Origin of the sequence: Selenomonas sp. FC4001, assembly GCF_000701565.1 — a bacterium.
Lineage (GTDB): Bacteria > Bacillota > Negativicutes > Selenomonadales > Selenomonadaceae > Selenomonas_A > Selenomonas_A ruminantium_B.
Window position 1 is genome coordinate 78,467 of the sequence record NZ_JNJF01000014.1, and the last position, 21,304, is coordinate 99,770.

At 51.1% G+C, this 21,304-nt stretch carries 22 protein-coding genes, 1 tRNA gene and 1 riboswitch; of the genes, 21 read left to right on the forward strand and 2 right to left on the reverse strand.

What is annotated here, in order from left to right:
- Positions 1-106: 106 nt before the first annotated feature.
- From T320_RS07405 to T320_RS07485, 17 genes are all read left to right on the forward strand, one after another.
- Positions 107-955, forward strand: a complete 849-nt coding sequence (locus tag T320_RS07405) for a GHMP family kinase ATP-binding protein (RefSeq protein WP_026760341.1) — start codon at positions 107-109, stop codon at positions 953-955.
- A complete protein-coding gene (locus T320_RS07410) occupies positions 952-2,343 on the forward strand; it encodes a cobyrinate a,c-diamide synthase (protein ID WP_026760342.1) in 1,392 nt (463 codons plus the stop codon). Before T320_RS07405 ends, T320_RS07410 begins: the two co-directional genes overlap by 4 nt.
- Entirely contained in the window at positions 2,330-3,400 is a 1,071-nt protein-coding gene (gene cobD / locus T320_RS07415; RefSeq protein ID WP_026760343.1) for a threonine-phosphate decarboxylase CobD, read from the forward strand. Before T320_RS07410 ends, cobD begins: the two co-directional genes overlap by 14 nt.
- Complete coding sequence (cobC, locus tag T320_RS07420; protein WP_026760344.1) at positions 3,397-4,029, forward strand: alpha-ribazole phosphatase; 633 nt, start codon at positions 3,397-3,399, stop codon at positions 4,027-4,029. The genes cobD and cobC overlap by 4 nt, the downstream gene beginning before the upstream one ends.
- Positions 4,029-4,961, forward strand: a complete 933-nt coding sequence (locus T320_RS07425; protein ID WP_026760345.1) for an SDR family NAD(P)-dependent oxidoreductase — start codon at positions 4,029-4,031, stop codon at positions 4,959-4,961. The genes cobC and T320_RS07425 overlap by 1 nt, the downstream gene beginning before the upstream one ends.
- A gap of 174 nt (positions 4,962-5,135) precedes the next feature.
- Positions 5,136-5,576, forward strand: a complete 441-nt coding sequence (rplM, locus tag T320_RS07430; protein ID WP_026760346.1) for a 50S ribosomal protein L13 — start codon at positions 5,136-5,138, stop codon at positions 5,574-5,576.
- Positions 5,577-5,596: 20 nt separating this feature from the next.
- Positions 5,597-5,989: a 30S ribosomal protein S9 gene (rpsI, locus tag T320_RS07435; protein ID WP_026760347.1), complete on the forward strand. Its 393-nt coding sequence runs from the start codon at positions 5,597-5,599 to the stop codon at positions 5,987-5,989.
- Between the two features lie 128 nt (positions 5,990-6,117).
- Positions 6,118-6,990 (forward strand): glucose-1-phosphate thymidylyltransferase RfbA, encoded by an 873-nt coding sequence (gene rfbA, locus T320_RS07440; protein ID WP_026760348.1) that lies wholly within the window; start codon positions 6,118-6,120, stop codon positions 6,988-6,990.
- 16 nt (positions 6,991-7,006) lie between these two features.
- Positions 7,007-7,582: a dTDP-4-dehydrorhamnose 3,5-epimerase gene (gene rfbC / locus T320_RS07445; RefSeq protein WP_026760349.1), complete on the forward strand. Its 576-nt coding sequence runs from the start codon at positions 7,007-7,009 to the stop codon at positions 7,580-7,582.
- On the forward strand, positions 7,583-8,626 hold the full coding sequence (rfbB, locus tag T320_RS07450; protein WP_026760350.1) for a dTDP-glucose 4,6-dehydratase: 1,044 nt from the start codon (positions 7,583-7,585) through the stop codon (positions 8,624-8,626). It begins immediately after the preceding gene.
- A 74-nt stretch (positions 8,627-8,700) separates the two neighbouring features.
- A tRNA-Arg gene (locus T320_RS07455) sits at positions 8,701-8,775 on the forward strand.
- 135 nt (positions 8,776-8,910) lie between these two features.
- Positions 8,911-9,291: a universal stress protein gene (locus tag T320_RS07460; RefSeq protein WP_014425027.1), complete on the forward strand. Its 381-nt coding sequence runs from the start codon at positions 8,911-8,913 to the stop codon at positions 9,289-9,291.
- An 88-nt stretch (positions 9,292-9,379) separates the two neighbouring features.
- Positions 9,380-10,369 carry a dihydroxyacetone kinase subunit DhaK gene (dhaK, locus tag T320_RS07465; protein WP_026760351.1) on the forward strand — a complete coding sequence of 330 codons (990 nt, stop codon included), beginning with the start codon at positions 9,380-9,382 and terminating at the stop codon, positions 10,367-10,369.
- 18 nt (positions 10,370-10,387) lie between these two features.
- Positions 10,388-11,011, forward strand: coding sequence for a dihydroxyacetone kinase subunit DhaL (dhaL, locus tag T320_RS07470; RefSeq protein WP_037354466.1), 624 nt, complete (start codon positions 10,388-10,390; stop codon positions 11,009-11,011).
- A gap of 19 nt (positions 11,012-11,030) precedes the next feature.
- The gene (gene dhaM / locus T320_RS07475; protein ID WP_369793435.1) at positions 11,031-11,426 is read left to right on the forward strand and encodes a dihydroxyacetone kinase phosphoryl donor subunit DhaM; all 396 of its coding nucleotides are present in this window, start codon (positions 11,031-11,033) and stop codon (positions 11,424-11,426) included.
- 11 nt (positions 11,427-11,437) lie between these two features.
- A complete protein-coding gene (locus T320_RS07480) occupies positions 11,438-12,037 on the forward strand; it encodes a nitroreductase (protein ID WP_037354470.1) in 600 nt (199 codons plus the stop codon).
- A 72-nt stretch (positions 12,038-12,109) separates the two neighbouring features.
- A riboswitch (cobalamin riboswitch) is annotated at positions 12,110-12,289 on the forward strand.
- Positions 12,290-12,619: 330 nt separating this feature from the next.
- A complete protein-coding gene (locus tag T320_RS07485) occupies positions 12,620-14,038 on the forward strand; it encodes a GntP family permease (RefSeq protein WP_037354510.1) in 1,419 nt (472 codons plus the stop codon).
- 144 nt (positions 14,039-14,182) lie between these two features.
- On the opposite strand, the gene T320_RS07490 is transcribed toward T320_RS07485, so the two are convergent.
- Positions 14,183-15,433: a VanW family protein gene (locus T320_RS07490; RefSeq protein WP_051608657.1), complete on the reverse strand. Its 1,251-nt coding sequence runs from the start codon at positions 15,431-15,433 to the stop codon at positions 14,183-14,185.
- A gap of 231 nt (positions 15,434-15,664) precedes the next feature.
- On the opposite strand from T320_RS07490, the gene groES reads away from it, so the two are divergent.
- The 4 genes from groES (at position 15,665) to T320_RS07510 (ending at position 19,760) form a co-directional block, all read left to right on the forward strand.
- Positions 15,665-15,946 carry a co-chaperone GroES gene (gene groES / locus T320_RS07495; RefSeq protein WP_026760357.1) on the forward strand — a complete coding sequence of 94 codons (282 nt, stop codon included), beginning with the start codon at positions 15,665-15,667 and terminating at the stop codon, positions 15,944-15,946.
- A 27-nt stretch (positions 15,947-15,973) separates the two neighbouring features.
- Positions 15,974-17,602, forward strand: coding sequence for a chaperonin GroEL (groL, locus tag T320_RS07500; RefSeq protein ID WP_026760358.1), 1,629 nt, complete (start codon positions 15,974-15,976; stop codon positions 17,600-17,602).
- A 128-nt stretch (positions 17,603-17,730) separates the two neighbouring features.
- Positions 17,731-18,885 carry a D-alanyl-D-alanine carboxypeptidase family protein gene (locus T320_RS07505; RefSeq protein WP_037354474.1) on the forward strand — a complete coding sequence of 385 codons (1,155 nt, stop codon included), beginning with the start codon at positions 17,731-17,733 and terminating at the stop codon, positions 18,883-18,885.
- Positions 18,886-19,001: 116 nt separating this feature from the next.
- Positions 19,002-19,760: a class I SAM-dependent methyltransferase gene (locus tag T320_RS07510; RefSeq protein ID WP_231465865.1), complete on the forward strand. Its 759-nt coding sequence runs from the start codon at positions 19,002-19,004 to the stop codon at positions 19,758-19,760.
- 191 nt (positions 19,761-19,951) lie between these two features.
- On the opposite strand, the gene T320_RS07515 is transcribed toward T320_RS07510, so the two are convergent.
- On the reverse strand, positions 19,952-21,271 hold the full coding sequence (locus T320_RS07515; RefSeq protein WP_037354476.1) for a hemolysin family protein: 1,320 nt from the start codon (positions 21,269-21,271) through the stop codon (positions 19,952-19,954).
- Positions 21,272-21,304 lie beyond the last annotated feature (33 nt).

The following is a 21,304-nucleotide window of genomic DNA, read 5'->3' on the forward strand; positions in this document are numbered from 1 at the left end:
CAGGTCGTTTTTATTTGGCGGCAGGCGTTGGACATAGGTGGTGCTGTTTGCTATAATTCATAGGGTAAGCGTATCAGCAGAATCAGTAGTAGATGTGGTGACAGTTATGGACTTAACGGTGCGTGTTCCCGGTTCCTGTGGGGAATTGGTGCAGGGCTTTGCCCAAGGGGCGCCTTTTTTGGGGACCTGCCCCATTGACAGATATACAACGGTAGAGGTAAGCGACAGTTTTTCGGGGCTGACAGGCTTGGGGGAAAAATCTTTGCAGGCCCTGCAGCTGACATTAGCCCGTTTGGGAATGGATGATTTTCCCTATGGACTAAAACTGACCTCAGAACTTCCCAAAGGCAAAGGCATGGCCTCTTCGAGTGCGGATATTGCTGCTGTGGTAGTGGCGGTGATGGAGGCCTTAGGCGAACCGTGGTCACCAAAGTTCGTGATGGATATTGCCACAGAGATTGAGCCAACCGACGGGATTTTCTGTCCGGGCATCGTGCTGATGAATCATGTCAATGGCAAGGTGCTGGCCCATTTTGAGCAGGTGCCGTCCCTGCGTGCGGCTGTCTTTGATATGGGGGGGACGGTAGATACCTGTGCGTTCCATCAGTCGGATAAAAAGGCAGAGGATAATCAAAGCCTGCTACGGGACTTTCAGCAGGCCATGCATTCGGGCCGTGCTGAGAAAATTGCGCAGGTGGCGACGGAAAGTGCCTTTGCCAATCAAAGGCTATTATATAAGGAAGAATTGCAGCAGCTTTGGCAGCTCGGAAAAGAAGCAGGGGCGCTGGGGATTAATGCGGCGCACAGCGGCACGGTGCTGGGACTGTGGTGGAGCACGGATGAAGCGGCGGAAACAATCAGATGGCAGGCGGAGCAGATAGCCCAAAAACTCAAGGTGAAGTTTTGGGGACTGGCGAATCTGCGTCCCGGAGGAGTGGAGGTTAGCAGAAGATGAAGAATATACCACGGTTAGTGATTGCCGCCACCCAGTCGGGGGCGGGGAAAACCACCATTGTCACAGGGCTGCTGGCGGCTTTGCGGCAGCGGGGGCTGAGCGTGCAGTCCTTCAAGGCAGGCCCTGATTATATTGACCCGGGATATCATGCTCTGGCCAGCGGCCAGCCGGCGCATAATCTGGACAGTTGGCTGACCCCGAAAGAAATCCTGCCGGAGATTCTGGCTGCGGAGGCAGAGCATGCTGACATTGCTATCGTCGAAGGTGTTATGGGCCTTTATGATGGCGGGCGGCAGGGCATCAGTTCCACGGCGGAGATTGCCAAAATCATCAAAGCGCCGGTGCTGCTGGTGATTGATGCTAAGTCCATGGGGGCATCGGCTGCAGCCATTGCGCAAGGTTTCCGGGATTATGACCCTTCGGTTAAGCTGGCGGGCGTAATCTTGAACCGCTTAGGCTCCGACACCCATGAAGCCATGATTCGGGAAGCTATGGCAGGAATTGATATGCCTGTATTCGGTGCTTTGCACCGTAACGACGGCTTGCGTATGCCCGAACGTCATTTGGGGTTGGTGCCCGTGGAGGAAAACAAGGAACGGGAACTTATCGGCCGTATGGGCGAGACCGTAGCCGGTCAGATGGATTTGGATAGGCTGCTGGAATTGGCTCGCAGTGCTGAGCCCCTGGCGATAAAGGAAAGTCCGCTGTCCGGTGCGGGAGCGTATTCCTGTCGAATCGGCGTGGCCAAGGACGAAGCCTTTTCCTTTTATTATCCTGCCAGCCTGAAAGTGCTGGCAAAGCTCGGGGCAGAGATAGTTCCCTTCAGTCCCCTGCATGATGAAAAACTGCCGGCCGTGGATGGCCTCTTTATCGGTGGCGGGTTCCCGGAAATGTTTGCCGGCCAGCTGGCGGCAAATGTGGCTATGCGGCAGGCTGTTGAGCAGGCCGCGCAGAATGGTATGCCAATTCTGGCAGAATGCGGCGGCTATATGTATCTGATGGATTCGCTGCAGGATTTTGCAGGAGTCAGTCATCCGATGGCGGGCGTGTTCGCCGGGCAGGCGGTCATGACGGAAAAATTGCAGATGGTGGGCTATGTGGAGGCCGAGCTGCAGAAAGATTCGCTATTGGGAAGCGCAGGTACGAAGCTTAAGGGCCATGAATTTCATTTTTCCAAGGAACGTGAACCAATTCCGCAGGACAAAGCGCCCTTTATCTTCCGGAAACTGCGGAATAACAGCGAATATCCGGCAGGTCAGCAGGTGAAGAATGTTTTAGGCAGCTATCTGCATCTGCATTTTGCCGGCTGCCCAGATGCGGCAGAGAATTTTGTCCGCCAGTGTGCGGCTTATAAAAAGAAGCGGGGGCAGGTAAGTGGAGAAGTTTGAGCATGGGGGCAATATTTATGAGGAAGCTCCTGCTGGCGGCAAGTGGCTGGATTTTTCCGCTAATATCAATCCTCTGGGGCTGGCACCGGAGGTAAAGCAGGTTATTGCGGAAAATATCGAGGGGATTGTTCATTACCCTGACCCCAAGGCACGGAAATTAAAAGCAGCGCTTAGCGGGCATTATCGGATTCCCGAAGACCAGATGCTTTTGGGCAATGGTGCCGCGGAACTTTTTTATCTGCTGGTGCATATGGTTAGGCCCAAGCGGGTGGCACTGCCTGTGCCATCCTTTGGCGAATATCAGCGGACGGCTGAGGCTGTGGGAGCGGAAATCTGCTTCGTGCCGTTGCAGGCAGAAGCAGATTTTGCGCCGGATATGGAGCAGTGGAAAAAGGCCTGCGAACATGTGGAATGCATATTTATCGGCAATCCCAACAATCCTACGGGTAAGCTGATTGCTCGTGAGCAGCTGGCAGAGTTCCTGCCGTTTTGGGAGAAGCGGGGCATTTGGACGGTGGTGGATGAGTCCTTTTTGGACTTTCTGCCGGATGAGGAAAGGTACAGCGTCCGGGATTTGACATGTCAATTTCAGCATTTGCTAGTCGTGCGCTCCCTGACCAAATTTTATGCCATGCCGGGGCTGCGGCTGGGCTTTGCCAGTGCGCATGCTGACCTAGTGCGGTGTTTGGAACAAGGCAAGGATGTCTGGAATGTCAACAGTCTGGCACAAGCGGCAGGAGTTGCGGCTTTGGGCTTAAAAGAGTATCATAGAAGGAGTCGTGAGTTTGTGCAGGCTGAAAAGGATTGGCTCTATGAGCGCCTTTGTGCTATCAAAGGGCTGGAACCCATCCGGCCTAGCGTGAACTTTATGATGGTTAATGTGGCAAAGACAGGTCTTACCAGCGGTGAACTTACTGCCCGCATGCGCAGGCAGGGTGTGTTGGTGCGGGACTGCGCCAATTATACGGGGCTGGAAGACCGACAATATATTCGTGTGGCGGTGCGCAGCCGCGCGGAGAATGAACAGATGCTCAAGGCATTGGAGGCAATAGTTTGACAAAGGTTATTTTTATCCGTCATGGCCAGACGGAATGGAATGTAACGGGGCGTTATCAGGGTCAGTCGGATGTGAAACTTACCGAGGAAGGCAAGAAGCAGGCCGAGAAACTGGCGGATAATTTCCCCGTGGCTAAGGTGGATGCCATTTATGCCAGTGATTTGTGCCGGGCTATGGTGACGGCCGAGACAATCGCGAAGAAGTTTGGCTTAAAGGTACAGGCAGAACCGGCATTCCGGGAACTCAGTTTTGGTGACTGGGAAGGCCTGACTTATCAGCAGATTGTGGATAGGTGGGAAGAAGCCATGGCTAATTTCCTGCAGCATCCGGATATTTTGGAAATTCCCGGTGGTGAGAGTTTTCCAGCGGTGCAGCAGCGGGCGATGAAACGTCTTAACGAACTTATTGAAAAGCACGACGGGCAGACGATTGTGGTCGTGGCACATGGTGCGGTGCTGCGTACTATGCTGACGGCAGCCCTGCATATGCCGTTGCAGTATCTTTGGAGCATCCGCCAGTTCAATACGGCGGTGAATATTGTGCGTTATGACAGTGACGCCAATCCTACAGTGGAATTATTGAACAGCACTGCTCATCTGGGTAACGAGGTGCAGAGGGGGATTATATAATGAAAGTATTGGTTACAGGAGGCGCAGGTTTTATTGGCTCGCACCTGGTACGGCAACTGTTGGCGGCTGACCATGAAGTAACGGTGCTTGATAATGTGAGCACTGGCACCTGGCAGCATCTGCCAGAAGGCAAGGATACCTGCACCTGCTGGGAAATGGATATCCGTGACAAGTCAGCTCGCGAGAAGATGGAACAGGGCAGGTTTGATGTTATCGTGCATCTGGCTGGCCAGACCATGGTGGATGTTTCCATCAAAGACCCGGAATTTGACGCCGCCGAAAATGTCATGGGTACGTTGAACGTTCTGGAAGCAGCCCGTCATAGCGGCGTGAAGCGCATCATCTTTGCTTCCACGGCAGCTTCCTATGGTGATGTAGCCGAGGACAAACTGCCCATTCGCGAGGAAGAAACCCTGGCACCGATGTCCTTCTACGGCCTGACCAAGGTGACGGTGGAAAAATACTTACAGCTCTATCATGATTTATATGGCCTTGACTATGTGGCCCTCCGCTTTGCCAATGTCTATGGTGAGCGTCAGGGGGATACTGGCGAAGGCGGGGTAATCAGCATCTTTGCCAAGCGCATTGCCAAAGACCAGGGCATTACGGTGTTCGGTGATGGCAAGCAGACTCGCGACTTCATCTATGCCGGCGATATTGCCTCCGGTATTATCGCGGCAATGACTACGGATAAGGCCAATGCGGTTTACAACCTCAGCAATCAGACGGAAACCAGCCTGCTCGAGCTCATTGCGCTCATGGCCAAGGCATCGGGTAAAACGGTGGAACCGGACTTTGCAGCACCGCGTGAAGGGGATATCAATCGCTCTATGCTCTGCAACGAAGCCGCCGTGCAGAACCTGAACTGGCAGCCGCAAATGGATTTGGGCGAAGGTCTGGCTCGCACGATTGCTTATTTTAAGAGCTGCTGATTCCTGTGAAAAAAATTCTACGCAAAATCAAAAAAAGTTCTTGACTTGAACTCTGTTTTTGCGTAGAATATTTTTATGTGATGTTACGGGCATGGCATCCATTAGCCCCGGAAGCCAGTCGTGAGAACGTCATATACCGATTAAATTATTTGAACTTATTAGGGGGGAAATCGCATGAAGACAACGTTTATGGCAAATGCATCCAACGTTGAGCGTAAATGGTATGTTGTAGACGCTGAAGGGCAGACTGTCGGCCGTCTCGCAGCTGAAGTTGCTAAAGTTCTTCGCGGTAAAAATAAACCGACCTTTACTCCGCACGTTGATACGGGTGATTATGTCATCGTCATCAATGCAGAGAAGGTTAAATTTACGGGTAAGAAACTTACGGATAAGACTTACTTCCGTCATTCCGGTTATCAGGGTGGCACGACGTTCACGTCCGCTGGCCTGATGCTCGAAAAGTTCCCGGAACGCGTTATTGAGCACGCTGTAAAAGGCATGCTGCCGCATAACCGTCTCGGTGCTAAGATGTACCGCAAGCTCAGCGTTTACGCTGGCAGCGAGCATCCGCATGCAGCTCAGAAGCCGGAAAAGCTCGAGCTGAACATTCGCTAATCTGGAGGAGGAACATATAAATGGCACAAGTAAGCTATTACGGCACTGGCCGCAGAAAGTCTTCCGTTGCCCGTGTTCGTCTGGTTCCAGGCGAAGGCAAGGTTACGATCAACGGTCGTACCATGGAAGAATATTTTGGTCTGAAGACTCTCGAACTCATCGTTCGTCAGCCTCTGAACCTTACGGAAACTGTTGACAAGTATGACGTTATCGCAAATGTTGCAGGTGGCGGCGTATCTGGTCAGGCAGGCGCAATCCGTCACGGTATCACCCGTGCACTCATGGAAATGGACGCTGAACTCCGTCCGGCTCTGAAAAAAGCTGGTTTCGTTACGCGTGACCCGCGTGAAAAAGAACGCCGTAAATACGGTCTCAAGAAAGCCCGCAAGGCTTCCCAGTTCTCCAAGCGTTAATTTCATTATCGTTGGATATACAAGTCCGTCAGCAATTTGCTGGCGGGCTTTTTTGCATGCGGTGTTGGTGGTGCAAATGCTATAAATATAGTATAATAGAACATAAAGTGAATTGGGAGGTGCTTATTTTGATTAGGAAGGGAATTATTCTGGCCGGCGGTTCGGGAACAAGGCTGTATCCGCTCACGCAGGTGGTATCGAAACAGCTGATGCCGGTCTATGACAAGCCCATGATTTACTATCCGCTGAGTACGCTGATGCTGGCAGGGATTAAGGATATACTGATTATCAACACGCCGCAGGACAGCGCATTGTTCCAAAGTTTGCTCGGGGATGGCAGCAAATTGGGCATAAACATCAGCTATGCAGTGCAGCCCAGTCCGGATGGTTTGGCGCAGGCGTTTATTATTGGTGAGCAGTTTATCGGCGGCGAAGGCTGCGCTCTGGTGTTAGGCGATAACATCTACTATGGTTCGGATTTAGCGCAATCGGTGCAGCGGGCGGCTTCAACGGAGGAAGGCGCAACGGTATTTGCCTATTATGTGTCCGACCCGGAACGCTACGGTGTGGTGGAGTTTGACGAACACGGCCATGCCCTGAGTCTGGAGGAAAAACCGGCTCAGCCTAAATCCAACTATGCAGTGACGGGCTTGTACTTCTATGATAAGGATATTGTCGATGTGGCCAAATCCATTAAACCTTCGGCGCGCGGTGAGCTCGAAATCACCGACGTGAACAAGGTTTATCTGGAGCGCGGCAAATTGCAGGTGGAAAAGATGCGCCGCGGCTATGCTTGGCTGGATACGGGAACCCATGAATCCTTGCTGGATGCAGCGGCGTTCGTGCGCACCATTCAGGCCCGTCAGGGACTCAAGATTGCCTGTATAGAAGAAATTGCCTACCGGATGGGGTATATCGATGCGGCACAGGTGGAGAAACTGGCACAGCCCTTGCTGAAGAACGAGTATGGTCAGTATCTTATCGGTATGATTGAGGAGTAAGGAGTTTTTTGCTGGTATGAAGGTTATTAAAACGAGTATCGATGGTGTGCTGATTGTTGAGACGGATGTATTTGGCGACCATCGTGGTTATTTTACGGAAACGTATAATAAGCCAAAGTATGAAGCATTGGGCATCACAAATGATTTCGTGCAGGATAATATGAGCTTTTCGGCACAGAAGGGTACTTTACGCGGTCTGCATTGGCAGAATCCGCCCTATGCACAGGCCAAGCTGGTTTCCTGCTCCAAGGGCAAAGTTATCGATGTGGCTGTGGATATTCGCAAGGGCAGCCCGACTTTTGGCAAGTGGGTTTCCGTGGAACTCAGCGCAGAAAACCATCGGCAGTTCTATATTCCTCGCGGCTTTGCACATGGTTTCCTGACCTTGACCGATGATGTGGAGTTCCGTTATAAATGTGATAATGTCTACAACAAGGCGGCGGAAGGCGGCATGCGTTATGATGCGCCGGAAGTAAACGTCGATTGGGGCACTTTGCTGGCTGGCATAGAACCGGTGCTCAGCGAGAAGGATACGACTGGCCCGACGTTAGCCGACAGTAATAATCAGTTTGTATATGGGGAGAATTGCTAAATGAATATAATCGTAACCGGTGGCGCTGGTTTTATCGGTGCCAACTTTGTTTACTATATGCTGAAAAAACGTCCCGAGGATAAGATTATCTGCTTTGATAAGCTGACCTATGCGGGCAATATGGAAACTTTGGCCGAGGCCATGAAGAACGATAAGTTCAAATTTGTGCGGGGGGATATCGCTGACCGCAAGGCTGTTTACAAACTCTTTGAAACGGAAAAGCCTGACATCGTTGTGAATTTTGCAGCGGAATCTCATGTGGACCGTTCTATTGAAAATCCGGAAATCTTTTTGCAGACCAATGTGATTGGCACCAGTGTCCTGCTCGATGCCTGCCGCAGATATGGTATTGACCGTTATCATCAGGTGTCCACGGATGAGGTTTACGGTGATTTGCCGCTGGACCGTCCGGACTTGTTCTTTACAGAAACTACCAATCTGCATACTTCAAGCCCCTATTCGGCTTCCAAGGCTTCGGCGGATTTGCTGGTGATGGCTTACCATCGCACCTACAAAGTGCCGGTGACCATTTCCCGTTGTTCCAATAACTATGGCCCCTTCCATTTCCCGGAAAAGCTGATTCCGCTTATGATTATCAACGCTTTGGCGGACAAGAAACTGCCGGTTTATGGGGATGGCTTGAATGTTCGTGACTGGCTCTTTGTGGAAGACCATTGCGCTGCTATCAATCTTATTCTGGAAAAGGGCAAGGTGGGCGAAGTCTATAACATTGGCGGCCATAACGAACGGGCCAATATCGATGTGGTTAAGACCATCCTCAACCAGCTTGGTAAAGGCGAAGATTTGATTGAATACGTTGGTGACCGCAAAGGTCATGACCGCCGTTATGCGATTGACCCCACCAAGATTCACGAAGAACTGGGCTGGCTGCCGGAGACGAAGTTCGAGGATGGCATCAAGGCTACGGTGCAGTGGTATCTGGATAACCGCCAGTGGTGGGAAAACATCATCAGCGGCGAATACAAGGATTATTACGACCGCATGTATACGAAAAAATCTGCGTTGGAGTATGCAACAACTTAATAAATGCACGGGAAATTGTTTACGGATGGTTGACAATAATCAGCGGTATATGGTAAGATAAATACTGTTGTTAAGCGCTCGTAGTCCAGTGGATAGGACGTTAGCCTCCGGAGCTGAAAGCGTGGGTTCGACTCCCGCCGAGCGCACCAATAAAGATACAGTAAATCCCTGCTGAAATTTCAGCAGGGATTTTTTTGTACACGTGCAGGATTTAGGCATGTATATCGCGAAATAAAGACATAAATGGTAATAATATCGGAATAAACTCTTAAGGAGGTTTTATTATGGGGAAAATTCAAAAAATCCTCGTGCCTGTTGATGGCTCGGTGAACGGCTGCAAAGCAGTGGACGAAGCCATTTTCCTGGCGGAAAAATGCAAGGCCGATTTGGATTTTGTTTATGTTTCCAGTAATATCAATAAGGATATCCCCAGCCATATTGTCTTTGACCGCATCTGGGAGAAGATTCCTGAGGATTTGCGGGCAGCCAAGCATGTGGAGACGGGCAGTATCCATAAAGCTATCATCCGTGTAGCCGCGCAGGAACACAGCGACATGATCATCATGGGCAGCCGCGGGTTAGGTCTCTTCAAGGGAGCCCTTATTGGCAGCGTCAGTCAAAAGGTGATTGAAGAATCGCCCATTCCGGTTATGGTGATTAAATAGGCATAACTAGCAGGCAGTTTCCTCAGGGGGAACTGTCTGTTATTGTGTATAAAATCAGGGCAGCAGCCCACAAGGGAGGATTTTGACAATGAAGAAACTTATCAATGGTGTGGAGTCCGTAGAGGAGCAGATGATTCTTGGTCTGGTAAAATCGGCTCCCGATAAGTTGCGCAAGCTGGATGAGGGCAATGTGGTTGTCCGCGCCCAGAAAAAAGAGGGCAAGGTGGCTCTGGTCAGTGGCGGCGGCAGCGGTCATGAACCAGCTCACGGCGGTTTCGTCGGGGAAGGCATGCTGGATGCGGCTGTGGCTGGCGCAGTATTTACCTCACCGACGCCGGACAAGATTTTTGCCGGTATTCAGGCAGTGGCTACGGACAAAGGCGTGCTCTGCGTTGTCAAAAACTACACCGGCGATGTGATGAACTTTGAAATGGCTATCGACATGGCAAAAGATGAGGATATCGAAGCTGATTATGTGGTAGTCAATGATGATGTGGCTGTAAAGGACAGCCTTTATACCACGGGCCGCCGCGGTGTGGCTGGTACCATTCTGGTGCATAAGATTGCCGGGGCCAAGGCCGAGCAGGGCGCAAGTCTGCCGGAAGTCAAGGCTGTAGCCGAAAAGGTTATCGCTAACGTCCGCACCATGGGCATGGCTATTTCTCCCTGCACGGTGCCGGCTGCAGGCAAGCCGGGCTTTGAACTGGCAGAGGATGAAGTGGAAATCGGCATCGGTATTCATGGCGAGCCGGGCACTACGCGGGAAAAACTCAGCACAGCTGATGAAACTGCCAAGAAACTGCTGGACAAGATTTTGGCAGACATTGACTTCAAGGGACAGGAAGTTGTGGTCATGGTCAATGGCATGGGGGCAACGCCGCTGATGGAACTCTATGTCATCAATAACTTTGTGCAGGATTACCTCAAGGAGCAGGGCGTAAAGGTTTATGACACCATGGTGGGCAACTATATGACCTCCATTGAAATGGCTGGCTTCTCCTTGACGCTCCTGCGCCTTGATGATGAAATGAAAGCTCTGTATGATGCCAAGGCCGATACGCCAGCTTTGAAACGTTAAGTAAAAGGGGAGACCATTATGTTAGACACAGCAAAAGCAGCAGAAATCATCCGGGCTATTGCAGCACGGATGGAAACAGAAAAAGATTTTTTAACACAACTGGACAATGAAATCGGTGATGGTGACCACGGTATCAATCTGGCACGGGGCTTTAAGTCGGTGCTGGAAAAACTGCCGGAACTGGAAGGCGGCGATATCGGCGGCCTGCTGAAGGGAACGGGCATGCAGCTGGTTTCCAATGTGGGCGGCGCTTCCGGCCCGCTCTATGGCACAGCTTTTATGAAGGCTGGCAATGCGTTGAAGGGCAAGACGGAAGCTACTGCCGCAGAATTTGCCGTGGCCATGGAGGCCGCTATCGGCGGCATCAAGATGCGGGGCAAGAGCGAAGAGGGAGAAAAGACCATGCTCGATGCCCTGTGCCCGGCCTATAAGGCTTTGTCTGAGGCAATTGATGGCGGTGACGAACTCAAGGATGCTCTGTCCAAGGCCATTGAGGCGGCTGCCAAAGGTGTGGAATACACCAAGACCATTATCGCCACGAAGGGGCGGGCCAGCTATCTGGGTGAGCGCAGCATTGGCCATCAGGACCCGGGAGCTACGTCTTCCCTGTATATGCTGCAGGAAATCGAAAAATGTTTGTAAGGAAAGTCTTCACGGTGGGGTGAGTAATTTGGTCGGGATAGTAATCGTATCACATAGCGAAAAATTGGCAGCAGGAGTTGTGGAAATCGCTAAGATGATGGCTCCCAATGCGCCGTTAGTGGCAGCAGGGGGACTGGATGATGGCGGCCTGGGGACAAGCTATAGCAAGATAAGCGACGCTATCGATGAAGTGTACTCCGATGACGGTGTGGCCGTGCTCATGGATATGGGCAGTGCCGTAATGACCACGGAAATCGTTATCGAGGACAAGGATGACAGCAAGGTAAGAATGTTGGACTGTCCGTTGGTGGAAGGGGCAGTGCTTGCCGCAGTGGAATCCATTGGCGGCATTACCTTGGATGAACTGGCGGTAAAAATCAAGGAATCCTACAATGTACGTAAGTTCCCAGAGTAAAGGTGGTAATCATGAAGGAAGAAATCTTAGAAGTAATTGCGACCCGGCATAGCACCCGTAAATTTAAGCCCACGATGGTGGAGTCGTCCCTGCTGGAGAAAGTTATCGAAGCAGGCCGCCGGGCACCCAGCGGTAAGAGCAAGAATACGAATCATTTTTTGGTGATTCGCGATGCGGCGGTGCTGAATAAATTGGTGGAATTGGTGCAGTCTGAATTTGCCAAGATGGAGATTACGCCGGAAAATGAAGCCAATATCGGCGGCGCTATCAAGCTGTCCAAGAAGGGGAATTACGTCTTCAAGTACAATGCCCCGGTGCTGATTGTCGTAGCCAATAAGAAGGACTATGGCAACAATATGGCGGATAGCTGTGCCGCCATGGAGAATATGCTGTTGGCAGCCAATGCGTTGGACTTGGGCGCCTGCTGGATAAACCAGCTGCGCTGGCTGCAGGATAATCCGGTGCTGCTGGACTATCTCCATGAACTCGGCATGAAGGATGACGAATGGGTTTTCGGTTCCATCAGTCTGGGTTATCCGGATATGCCGGATGGTCTGCCCAATCGGAACATCACCACCATCAAGGGCAATGAAGTAACGTATATTGGCTGAGATGAAAATTATTTATTGCGTTGACAATAAAGAAAATTTATGCTAATATACATACTGTAAACGAAAGCACAATCGAATATGGTTGGGTCAGGTGTCTTAGACTTAATAGGGAAGCCGGTATAAGCCGGCGCGGTCCCGCCACTGTAACAGGGAGTTTATCTGCATAGTTATGTCACTGGGAGTTCATCCTGGGAAGGCGCAGATAAATGTTGATCTGGAGCCAGGAGAACTGCCTGATTAACAATCGCCGTTTGACCTGCGAGTGATGGGGATGGAGATTTATCGGTACTGAAAAGTTTTTAGAACCTGGGTTAGTGTGGGTATTTTCGAGTAGCGTAAATGAGCTCTTCCCTACGCGGGAAGAGCTATTATTTTGCCTATTTCGTCGAAAGGTTTTTCCTGTCGGTTTTATCTGACAGGAAGAAATGCTCATACATTTCATTCAGTTCTATGGATTGTCTGCGTTCTTGCAGCAGCTCCGATAGCTTTATCGGAGCTTATTTTTTTCCATTTACATAGGGGACGTGTTCCCATGACTATCGGGGATAGTGGATAATAATTTGAGGGGAGTCTTTGGACACCATGGAAGCACTTTGTATTGGATTAGCACTTTTAGGACTTATGTATTTTGCTTACCGCGGTTGGTCAATTATTCTGATTGCACCGTTTTTCGCGGGGCTGGCGGCGCTGGCCAGTATGTTTGATATACTGCCGGTGTACAGCGAGCTGTATATGACCAGATTAGCGGAGTATGTGAAGACATATTATCCCGTATTCCTTTTCGGGGCAGTGTTCGCTAAGCTGATGGAAAAAGGGGGACTGGCTTCGGCCATCGCCGGCAAGATTGTGGATGTGCTTGGGGAAAAGCGGGCAATTCTGGCGGTATTGATGGGCTGCGGGGCTTTGACTTATGGCGGGCTCTCCGTATTCGTGGTGGCCTTTGTTATGTATCCCTTTGGTGCGGTGGTGTTTAAGAAGGCGGACATTCCCAAGCGGTTGCTGCCGGCGGCGCTTTGGGTTGGTATCTTCTCCTTTGCCATGGTATCGTTGCCCGGCACACCGCAAATTCAGAATATTATTCCGTCCTCATATTTTCAGACAAGTACCTGGGCGGCACCGGGCATCGGCTTGTTTGCTTCCCTGTTGTTCTTGCTGATTGGCTGGGGCTGGATTGGCCGAAGGGCAAAACATTTGCAGGCACAGGGAGAAGGTTATGGTGACCATGGCAGTGACGGACGTAAGAAACGCAATCCGAAAATTAATATTCCCTGGTATTGGGCAATGGTTCCCCTGCTTATGGTTATTGTCATCAATGTGATTCTCTCGAATCCCTTTGGTTGGGAATGGGGCTTCCATTGGAATGAGGAAAGTCTGGCTGCCTTTGTGCCCTTGAAGTTGACACTACTGGCTTCTCATGTAGGTAAGGTTTCGGCCATCTGGTCTATCAGCGTGGCTTTGATTCTTAGCAGTATTGCCGCTGCCTACATCGGCCGCAAACGGTTGAAAGTCACCGATGGTTTCCTGCCAACCGTCAACTATGCGGCACTGTCCTCTGGCTCTGCTGCGCTCAATGTTGCTTCCGGCTATGCCTTCGGCTGCGTTATTACCGCTATGCCAGGTTTTGCGCCTGTGACGGAATGGCTGGTGGGCATTGCCGCTTCCTTTGGCCCGCTGCTGTCGGCGGTTATTACCACGAATATCATGTGCGGCATTACTGGTTCTGCTTCCGGTGGTTTGACCATTGCTCTGTCGGCGTTGGGTGACCAGTGGGCATCCATGGCCATCGCCGCAGGGATTCCCTTGGAGGTTCTCCATCGTATCGTGGCGGTAGCTTCCGTAGGTATCGACCCGGTTCCGCATTGCGGCGCACTGGTAACTCTGCTGGCTATCTGCGGTCTGTCCCATAAGGAATCTTACTTTGACATTGCCATGATTATGGGCATGAAGTTCTTGGTTCCGTTCCTGTGCATTATCTTCTATATGCTGACGGGAATCTGCTAAGCTGTTGGTTGACATCTAAATATTAAGCAAAGCTCGTAAAAGGCCGGTGCAACTATTTCTTTCACTGAGACGCTTCGCGTCAAACATTACAGAAATAGTTGCACCGGCCTTTATTGTTAGTTGTGATAAATGAACCTGAATGGATTAGGTATGCTTTAATGGTTCGTAAGCATCTGTGTGGAGGTATTCCCGGTCAACAACTTCGCCGTTTTTCATCCAAAGGCGGTAGAGGGACGGGCGCATGGTGCTGCCTTCCGTGACCAGAGCAATGCTCTTGCCGCCCAAGTCAGCTTTGGTGCCCAGAACGTAAATGGTCAGAGTATTGCCGCTGTTGGCGATGGTGAGGTAGACGGGATGGGGCAGGGGATTGCGGAAGACGAAGTCGATGAGACCGTCTGCCACGGTGGCATCCCGTCCTGCCGGAACATAGGCAGAGGAAGCAAAGTGACCTGTGCGTTCCACAGGCGTAAGGCCTGCCAGCAAAATCGCGTTGTAAAGTGTGGAACTTACCTGACAGACACCGCCACCCACATCGATAGCGTGCTGGCCGTAGACGATAACGCCGGCGTTCTTGTAACCTGCGTCATAAGTGCGGGGGCCTACAATAGAGTTAAAGGAAAGTGTGGAGCCGCTGCGGATTAATGCGCCCTGCAGATGGCTGGCGGCCAGGCCAATGTTATCGCCGCGGTCACCGGGATAAAAGCTGGTGGTATAGGAGCCTAAGACACCATCGATGGCTGCTAAATCACTATTCTGGACAAAGGGCGGCTGCTCGGCAGGGACAAGTTCCTTGCGCACCGTGAGATTGAGGGATTTGAAATCCGGCGTCATTTCCTCGGCTAGAGGCGCGATATCCAAAGTCAGTCCGGTGACGGCAGCTGTTTTTTGGATACTGCCGTTTGCCTGCAGGGTGACGGTGCCGTTTATCGGCGGGGTATCAATGGCGGTTTTTATCTGCAGCAGCTTGTTTTGGAGCAGCTGCTCATCAAAGCTGGCATCCATGGTGACAGTGGCTCCGAAGATGGCACACCACATCTGGCTGATGAGATTTTCGACAGCCGTTCCCTTGCGGCCAATGCTGTAGGCGGCTTCCACGGCTTCATCCACGTTGCCATGCAGGTTGATGTCCGCCGGGTCAATCTGGAAATTTCGTTCCTTATACGTGAGTACGGCTGCTTTGCGCTGCAATTTGCTGGCGGCAAGGCTCGCGAAGTATTTATGGGCTTCGCTTTTGCTCATGCCCGCAATGGTGGTGCCATGGGCCTGTACACCCATGATGATTTTATTCTGATTGGTGACCGTTACAGAAATGCCGCCGGCAATCAGGACGGTCAGGATTGTACCGAAAAAAGTGAGGGCGACGATTTTGCCCAGGGCCGTGTTGGAAAGATTCATAAAAATAAGACACTCCCTAAGAGATTTTCAATCACCCTTTCATTATACTTTTTTTGAGCATTAAGCGCAACGAACAGCTGTGGGAAATAAACTTTGTTTTTTTGACTTTTTTAGCATAACAACTTGACATTTTGACTAAAAAAAGGTACTATAAGAACTGTGCTTAGCACTCGGGATGTTTGAGTGCTAACAAACTAACGACGTATTTCATAATATAGGAGGAAGATACCTATGATTAAGCCATTGGGCGAAAGAGTTGTCATCGAAGTTGCTGAAGGCGATGTAAAGACCGCCAGCGGGATTGTACTGCCGGATACGGCTAAAGAAAAGCCCCAGAAGGGCACGGTTGTAGCTGTAGGTACAGGCAAACTTCTGGAAAACGGTGAGCGCGCTGCTATGGAAGTAAAAGCTGGCGACACGGTTGTTTTCTCCAAGTACTCCGGTTCCGAAGTTAAAGTTGACGATAAGGAATACCTGATTGTCCGCGAAAGCGATATTCTGGCAATTCTCTAATAAGCGTATTTTCTGGAGGTAATATAAATGGCTAAACAGATTCTGTTTGACGAAGAAGCTCGCCGCGCTCTGGGCCGCGGTGTTGATGCACTGGCTAACGCCGTAAAAGTAACCCTTGGCCCGAAAGGCCGTAACGTAGTGCTCGAAAAGAAATTCGGCGCTCCGACCATCACCAACGATGGTGTAACGATTGCCCGCGACATCGAACTCGAAGATCCGTTCGAAAACATGGGCGCACAGCTCGTGAAAGAAGTTGCTACCAAGACCAACGATATCGCTGGTGACGGTACGACGACGGCAACGCTCCTCGCACAGGCTATGATTCGTGAAGGTATGCGCAACGTTGTTGCTGGCGCAAACCCGATGATCATCAAAAAGGGTATCGACAAGGCTGTAGCTGCTCTGGTTGACGAAATCCAGTCCAAGGCTAAGACGATTGAAAGCAAAGCTGACATCGCTCAGGTTGCTACGATTTCTTCCGCTAACGAAGAAACGGGCGAACTCATCGCTGAAGCTATGGAAAAAGTTGGTAAGGACGGCGTTATCACCGTTGAAGAATCCAAATCCATGGCTACGAACCTCTCCGTTGTGGAAGGTATGCAGTTCGACCGCGGCTACATCTCCCCGTACCTTGTAACGGATACGGACAAGATGGAAGCTGTTCTCGATGATCCGTACATCCTGATTACGGATCGCAAGATTTCCGCTATTGCTGACATCCTGCCGATTCTGGAACAGGTTGTAAAACAGGGCAAGCAGCTGGCTGTTATCGCTGAAGATGTTGATGGCGAAGCTCTGACGACGATTGTTGTCAACAAGCTCCGCGGCACCTTCAAGGCTCTGGCTGTGAAGGCTCCTGGCTTCGGTGACCGCCGCAAGGCTATGCTCGAAGATATCGCTATCCTCACGGGTGGTACGGTTATCAGCGAAGAACTGGGCCGCAAACTCGACAGCGTAACGCTTGACGACCTCGGCCGCGCTCGTCAGATTCGTTCCACGAAGGAAGAAACCACGATTGTTGATGGTGTAGGCGATAAGGACGCTATCGCAGCTCGCGTAGCTCAGATTAAGAAGCAGATTGCTGAAACGACTTCTGACTTCGACAAGGAAAAACTGCAGGAACGTCTGGCTAAACTGGCTGGCGGCGTTGCTGTTATCGAAATCGGTGCTGCTACCGAAGTGGAAATGAAGGACAAGAAATACCGCATCGAAGATGCCCTCAACGCAACCCGCGCTGCTGTTGAAGAAGGTATCGTAGCTGGTGGCGGCACGACCTTCATCGACATTCTGCCGGCACTCGACAAAATCAACGTGGAAGGCGACGAAAAGGTTGGCGTAAACATCGTTCGCCGTGCTATCGAAGAACCGGTTCGTCAGATTGCGGACAACGCTGGTCTCGAAGGTTCTGTAGTTGTTGAAGCAGTGAAGAAGGCTGGCGACGGCATCGGCTTCAACGCCCTCAAGAATGAATACGTTGACATGATCAAAGCTGGTATCGTTGACCCGGCTAAGGTTACGCGCTCCGCTCTGCAGAACGCTGCTTCCATCGCTTCCATGGTTCTGACCACGGAAACGCTGGTTGCTGACAAGCCGGAAGAAAAACCGGCTATGCCGGCTGGCGGTGCTCCGGGCATGGGCATGCCGGGCATGATGTAATTACATCATCATAAACATGAAAAAAATTCATGCATAAAAGGCCATAACGTGCTATACTAATAAGGCTTTCCTTTGGGAGAGCCTTATTAGTTTTTTATTTTTGCTATAGATTAAGGGAGATAGGTACTTTGAAATTCTGGCATAAGATTGCAACTTTGCTGCTGGTTGCCTGCATGCTGTCGGTACAGCTGCCGGTAGCGGCCGGAGAAGGCGGCGAGCCGGAGATTACTGCCCAATCGGCCATTATCGTGGAGGCTTCCACAGGCCGGGTAATTTGGGAGAAAAACGCCGACGCGCGCATGTACCCGGCCAGCATGACCAAGATGCTGACGGGAATTTTGGCGCTAGAGCAGATGAATCTGCGTTCCCAGATTGTCATGTCCCCTGCGGCAGCTTACACGGAATCGTCACCTTTAGGCGTGCTGCCCGGAGAAACCATCCGCACGGATGAGCTGCTGAATGGCATGTTGCTCGAATCGGATAATGGTGCGGCTGTGGCCTTGGCAGAATCCATGGCAGGCAGTGTATCCTCCTTTGCCAATATTATGAATGGCAAGGCCGAGGAACTGGGCATGAAGGACAGCCATTTTGTTAATCCCAATGGACTGACGGCAGAGGGACATTACTCCACGGCCCGTGATATGGCTAAGCTGGCCCGCTATGCCATGCAGAATCAGGCGTTTCGGGATATTGTCAAGCAGGAGCAGCGGACAATCTACTGGACTTCGCCGGGAAATAAGACCTTCCGCGCGCATAATACCAATAAGCTGCTGGGCAAATACGAGGGCATGACGGGGATTAAGACCGGTTGGACCAATGCCGCGGGCGGCTGCTTAGCCACCGGAGCACAGCGTAATGGTGTGGAACTTATCGTGGTGCTGATGAAGACACCAACTCCTGATGACCGGTTTAAGGATGCGGAAAAGTTGCTGGATTATGGTTTTTCCCATGTGAAGCTGTCCAAGGCGTTATCCAAGGAACGCACCCGCCATCGGGTTTGGGTTACCAATGGACAGGAAGCTTCCACGCATGTTTATCCCGCCAAGGATATTGCGTACCCGCTGATTAACGGCGAGGATAAGAGCAAGTATTCCCTGGCCTATGATGTGCCCAAGGTGGTATCTGCTCCCTTGAAGGCAGGCACGCCGGTAGGCAATATTGTGGTCCGCTATAACGGCGAAGCCGTAGAGCAGGTACCCATGCTGTCAGAACAGGTCAACAGCGGTTTTAGCATCGGTTCCTGGCTGGTGCAAACCTTTAGCTGGGCCATCAATCTGGTATGATAAAGTGAATAAATTTTTGAGCCCCCAAGGGATTTTATAACCCCCTGGGGGGCTTATTTTTTTGGAAGAAAGCAGGTAAAATATTAAGCAGAGAATGGAAATGGGATGGGAGATGGATGATGATGAATAACGCACAAAGGCAGTTATCCCGCAGAGACAGGGAGCAGCAGTTAGATGGTTTGATTGAAGCATATTGGGATGAACGCAGTGAGGATTTCAGCAAGCTGCGGCAGAAGGAATTAAGCGGTCCCTGTGCCGCTGCCTGGCAGGCATATTTGGCTGGGAAACTGGCTGCCGATAAGCCTTTGAAGATATTGGATATCGGCACCGGAGCGGGTTTTTTTGCCGTGCTCCTTTCGCGGATGGGCCATCAGGTGACTGGTATTGACATGTCAGCAGATATGCTCCATCAGGCCAAGCAGAATGTTTTGGCTGCCGGCTGCTCCGCAGAGTTTCGCAAGATGAATGCCCAGGAACTTGATTTTGCCGCTGAAACCTTCGATGTGGTCATCAGCCGCAATCTCACCTGGACCCTGCCGGATGTCATGCAGGCCTATCGTGAGTGGCAGCGGGTATTGAAAAAAGGCGGCAGACTCCTGAATTTCGATTCCGACTATGGTCTTGTGACCTTCTCTCGTAAGGAAGACCAGGCCGATGTTCATGCCAACATCCGGCAGGAGCTGGTTACGGAATGCAATGATATAAAAGATGAACTGCGCATCAGTACCCATCGCCGTCCAGAGTGGGATGCCCGGTTCCTGCGCGATTTGGGCATGCAGGTAACGGTAGAAGAAGAAATCGCTCCCCAAGTTCGCACTGACAAAAATATGCAGTTTGACACCCTCCCGCTATTTGCCATTATAGCCAGCAAATAAGCGCGAATAAGCAAATAACAAAAGGAACATAAAGCCCACAAAAGAGTGTGCAAAAATATGTAAAGAGTATGCAAAAAGCCCGGTGGCCGGTGATACCTTTCCGTAGCGTTTGACAAGCTTGTCTCAGCGAAGGAAAGATATTACCGGCCACCAGGCGTCTTAGCACCACGATGTGAACCGTAAGTAAAGAATTATTCACTTGCCGCCGCAGCAGTTTCTTCGGCGGTTTTTTGTGTAATCATAATCTTATCAATGCGTGCCCCATCCATATCCACAACTTCAAAGGTGAAGTCCTGCCAGTCAATGCGTTCGCCTGCCTTGGGAATATAGCCAAAGTAGGAGGTCAAAAATCCGCCCATGGTCTGGTAGTGGTCATGGTCTTCATCGGGAAGTTCCTCGATGGAAAATTTCGCCTTGAAATCATCAATGTCATAGAGCCCGTCCACCAGCCAGCTGTTTTCGTCACGGACAGTCAGCTGCGCAGCTTCTTCCTCGTGGGCGGCAAAGGATTCCCCGGCAATTTCCTGCAAAATATCGTCCATGGTCAGAAAGCCGATAACCCCGCCATATTCGTCGAGCACCATGGCTTCATGAATGCCTGTAGTGCGGAACTGCTTCAGCACGCGGAAGGTTTCCATGGAACGGGGGATAAAGAGCGGCTTGCGGATGTACTGGGATAAATCCAGCACCTCATGGGCAAGCGTAGCATTGAGTAAATCCTTGGCATAGAGCACGCCGCAGAAATCGTCGAGGCTGTCACGCCCAACCGGGAAAATATCCTGCGGGGTTTCCCGAATGAGCCGCATATTTTCCCAGAGGGAATCGGATAAATCCAACCAGAGCATCTGGGTGCGCGGGGTCATCAGGGCATAGGCTGTCTGGTCGCTGAGGTGGAAAATCTTATCCACCATGGCCTGTTCGGTCTTTTCAAAGGTACCATCTTCCGTACCCTGCTCAATCAGGTCTTTGACTTCATCTTCCGTCACCGTATCGGCGGCATGAGGATTGATGCCAAAGATGAGGAGAATCATATTGGCTGTGCCGGAGAGCAGAGATACAAAGGGACGGGTAATTCGGGCCAGCAGCCGCATAATGCCGTGATATTTCAGCAGCATAGCTTCGGGCTTTTGCATGGCGGTCTTCTTGGGCAGAAATTCACCGAGCAGCAGGGCCAGACAGGTAATGACGAGCACACAGACAAGCAAAGACAATGTTTGCGCATGTGGAACCGGCAGAAATTTTGCTGCCATGGGGGCGAGCATTACACCCGTGCAGACCCCGATTAAGATGCTGCTCATGGTAATGCCAATCTGGGACAGGGAAAGCATGCGGTCATCCTGTTCGAGCATTTCCAGCACTTTGCCTGCATCCGGATTGCCGTCTTCTTGCATTTTTTCCAATTTACTGCGGTGGCTTTCGGCAATAGCGGTTTCCATCAGGGAAAAGAAGCCCAACGTCACCAGCAGAATACATAACAATATCAACAATAAACCTGTGTCAGAACTATCCAACGAAAAGTCACATCCTTAAAATAATATAGTTAG